This window comes from Bacillus sp. JJ1521, assembly GCF_036965165.1.
Lineage (GTDB): Bacteria > Bacillota > Bacilli > Bacillales > Bacillaceae_L > Ferdinandcohnia.
In genome coordinates, this window is the sequence record NZ_JBALOX010000203.1 from 1 (window position 1) to 3,802 (window position 3,802).

A 3,802-nucleotide genomic window follows, 5' to 3' on the forward strand; every position below is an offset into this window, starting at 1 on the left:
CCAGCTTCAGCTATCAGATGGGATTGCTAAGGTATCTGAAAAAACGGAAGGCGCAAATTGTACATTGGTTCTAACACTCGTGAATTTTAGACTGTTTTTATTAGGAAAGCTAAATGGAACTGCTGCTTTTATGACAGGTAAATTAAAAATAAAAGGTGATATCGGCAAAGCTATTAAACTAGAGGGACTTTTACGCGAATATAATTTAAAAGAATATTTATAAGATTATAAGCTAGTGTTGTGGATTAAAGTTTTTAGTAGGGAGTGAGTCTATGAAGCAGATTTTATTGACCGGATTTCCAGGCTTTTTGGCGACAAGGCTTTTACATGCATTAATGCAAAAATACGAAGGTGCTCATTTTGTGTTATTGGTTCTTCCAAGCCAATTAGAAATAGCAAAGGAAAAAATAAAAGGATTAAGCAATGTCGAGGTGATAGTAGGGGATATCACTGATGAAACACTTGGTTTTTCAAAGGATGATAGGGAACTACTAAGGGAAAAATTAACCCATGTGTTTCATTTAGCAGCAATATACGATTTGGCTGTACCAAAAAGAATCGCTGAAAAAGTAAATGTCGTAGGAACGAAAAATATGAATAAGTTCGTTCAAACGCTTCAACATTTGGAGAGATATGTGTATTTCAGTACAGCCTATGTATCTGGTGACCGCACCGGTCTCATATTGGAAACTGAACTTCAGATGGGGCAGCAATTTAAAAATCATTATGAAGAAACAAAATATAAAGCAGAGGTACTTGTTCAAGAGCTAAGGGATGTTCCTTATACCATTATTCGACCTGGCATTACCGTTGGAAACTCTGAATCTGGTGAAACGTCTAAATTTGATGGACCTTATTTTATTATGAGGATATTGGACCGGATTCGCTATATGCCAATTCCTTACTTAGGAAAGGGTGATGTCTTATTCAATGTAGTACCGTACGATTATTTGATTGAAGCTACGGTTTATTTATCGGGAGCTGAAGAAGCGACAAGGATGACTTTCCATTTTACCGATCCAAACCCATTTCAAGCACGGGATTTATATCGCATGATTTGTGAGGAACTACTTGGGAAAAAGCCAACATGGACGATTTCTCCGAAACTAGTGGAGCTTGGACTTTCCTTTTCTTTTATGAGGAAATTTTTTGGTGTGGAGAAAGAAGCGGTTGAATATTTTAGACTTCCAGCGCAATATGATGCAAGTGAGGCGAAAAAAGTGCTTGAAACGGGTGGAGTTTCTTGCCCTGATTTCAAGGACTATGTTAAAAACATAGTCATGTATTATAAACAACATCGTGATGATCAAAATAAAAAAATACATATTACGTAGATACAATAGGACTGGTGTGTCATTGTTTTTTATTGGTATAATAATTGGTAGATATTGGAGAGGGTGAAGCGGATGACGGATTTCAAATGGCATGATGAAGCGGAAAAACAATGGGATGGTCGGGCTGATTTTTGGAGCAAGCAAAGCCAAGCAATGTGGAATTCGGGGAGCCGTTCAACAATTATTCCATTCTTTTCACAGTTCATACAAAAAGACGCTACGATTTTAGATGCAGGCTGTGGTGATGGCTATGGCTCATTTTTACTTGCTGAGCGTGGCTATCAGGTGGTAGGTGTTGATATTTCAGCAGAAATGGTTGAAAAAGCAAATAAACGAAGCGAGACTAAGCGTCTTTCCTTTACACAGGCTGATTTGACTGCTCTCTCATTTGAGGATGAAACCTTTATAGGAATTTTAGCTATCAACTCAATTGAGTGGACAGAGGACCCTCTGCAGGCAATTAATGAAATCAAGCGAGTAACTACACCAGGTGGTATCTTTTGTGTTGGACTATTAGGACCAACAGCAGGACCTCGGCAAAATGCGTATCCTCGCTTATACGGTAAAAAAGTCATTCAAAACACGATGATGCCGTGGGAATTTGAAAAATTGGTTTCGGAAAATGGCTGGTCTGTTGTCGACGGACAACCGGTTTATAAGGATGCGGTAAATAAAGAGATGACAAAGGGGCTCCCAAAAGAGCTGAAACAGGCATTATCTTTTATGTGGGTGTCTATTTTAAAGAAAGATTAAAAAAGGTATCTCGGTTGCGAGATACCTTCTATTTATTCCCAATCATATGGTGTTTCTTGATATACATAATAATTAAGCCAGTTGGCAAACAGCAAGTATGAATGCGATCTCCAGCTATGTATCGGTGGATTAGCTGGATCATTATTTGGAAAATAATTAACAGGGATAATCTTCTTTCCTTTAGCTAGATCGCGTTCATATTCTTCTTTTAACGTATTTACATCATATTCGGGGTGTCCTGTTAAGAAAATATGTTTTCCATCAGTTGAGGCGACAAGACATACACCTGCATCTTCAGAAGCAGACAACAAGGTTAAGCCTTCTGCATTTTCAATTTCCTCAAGTGTTACCTCTGTAAAACGGGAATGTGGTACAAAATAATAATCATCAAATCCCCTTACAAGTTTAATATCTTTATTTAATACACGGTGGTGAAATACACCGGTACATTTTTCAGGAAGTGGATATTTCTTAACACCATAATGATAGAAGAGTCCGGCCTGTGCTCCCCAGCAAATATGTAAGGTTGAGGTTACGTTTGTTTTCGTCCACTCCATGATTTCTTTGAGTTCTTCCCAATAATTCACATCTTCAAATGAGAGGTGCTCGATTGGTGCACCAGTAATAATCATTCCATCAAATTTTCTGTGCTTAATATCAGAAAATGTTGTATAGAATTTATCAAGGTGATTTTTTCTCGTGTTCTTTGCAACATGAGTTTCTGGGAATAATAGCGTAATATTCAGCTGCAAAGGGGAATTTCCTAGAAGTCTAAGGAGCTGAGTTTCTGTTCGCTCTTTTTCAGGCATTATGTTTAAGATTACTATATTAAGTGGACGAATGTCCTGGCTATAGGCGCGATCCTCATCCATTACAAATATATTTTCTGATTCTAACACTTCTTTAGCTGGCAGGTCGTGAGGTATATTAATTGGCAATCCTATCATCCCCCTAATTCTCGTATAATTGAAATTTTACAACAATTCACATATGAATATCAATTAAAAAATCTTTGCTTGTTTGAGAACAAGGAAATCTATAAAATTTAGTGGTTTCTCTTTAAACCTGGATACTGAATAGGGTAAGATATAAAATGGTAAGGAATGATTTTTACTAATCGAGTCTTGGGGGAATTGCGCATGGAATTATCAACGAAATATAAGTCTGATATTGAAATTGCTCAAGAGGCTGAAGTAAAGCCAATCAAGGAAATTGTGCAGCAGCTTGATTTACTTGATGAAGAAGTGGAACCCTATGGTCATTACAAAGCAAAAATTTCACTGGATGTGATGAAGCGTCTTGAAAAGAAAAAGGATGGCAAAGTTATTCTTGTCACTTCCATTAACCCAACGCCAGCTGGTGAAGGAAAGTCGACCGTTACGGTGGGACTTGGACAAGGACTTGCTAAGCTTGGGAAAAATGCGATCATCGCGATGAGAGAACCATCCCTTGGGCCAACAATGGGAATAAAAGGTGGTGCAACAGGTGGTGGATATTCACAGGTAATACCAATGGAAGAAATCAATCTGCATTTTACAGGTGATTTTCATGCGATTACTTCAGCGAATAACACGTTGTCTGCTTTAATTGATAACCATATCCATCAAGGAAATGAACTTCAAATTGATGTTAGACGAGTTACATGGAAACGGGTTGTGGATTTAAATGACCGTGCTCTTCGAAATGTGATTGTTGGGCTTGGAGGACCGAGCCAA

5 protein-coding genes are annotated in these 3,802 nt (G+C 37.9%); 4 read left to right on the plus strand and 1 reads right to left on the minus strand.

Features of this window, described 5'->3' with window-relative positions; translation table 11 throughout:
* From V7147_RS21800 to V7147_RS21810, 3 genes are all read left to right on the plus strand, one after another.
* Positions 1–223: SCP2 sterol-binding domain-containing protein (locus V7147_RS21800; protein ID WP_335369909.1), on the plus strand; the 223-nt coding region annotated here is incomplete at its 5' end.
* Between the two features lie 49 nt (positions 224–272).
* Entirely contained in the window at positions 273–1,334 is a 1,062-nt protein-coding gene (locus tag V7147_RS21805; protein ID WP_335369910.1) for an SDR family oxidoreductase, read from the plus strand.
* A 72-nt stretch (positions 1,335–1,406) separates the two neighbouring features.
* Positions 1,407–2,087 carry a class I SAM-dependent methyltransferase gene (locus tag V7147_RS21810; RefSeq protein ID WP_335369911.1) on the plus strand — a complete coding sequence of 227 codons (681 nt, stop codon included), beginning with the start codon at positions 1,407–1,409 and terminating at the stop codon, positions 2,085–2,087.
* A 32-nt stretch (positions 2,088–2,119) separates the two neighbouring features.
* Here the strand turns inward: V7147_RS21810 and metA are convergent, their stop codons facing one another.
* A complete protein-coding gene (gene metA, locus V7147_RS21815; RefSeq protein WP_335369912.1) occupies positions 2,120–3,025 on the minus strand; it encodes a homoserine O-acetyltransferase MetA in 906 nt (301 codons plus the stop codon).
* 201 nt (positions 3,026–3,226) lie between these two features.
* Here metA and V7147_RS21820 point away from each other — a divergent pair.
* A partial coding sequence (locus V7147_RS21820; protein WP_335369913.1) for a formate--tetrahydrofolate ligase occupies positions 3,227–3,802 on the plus strand: 576 nt, incomplete at its 3' end.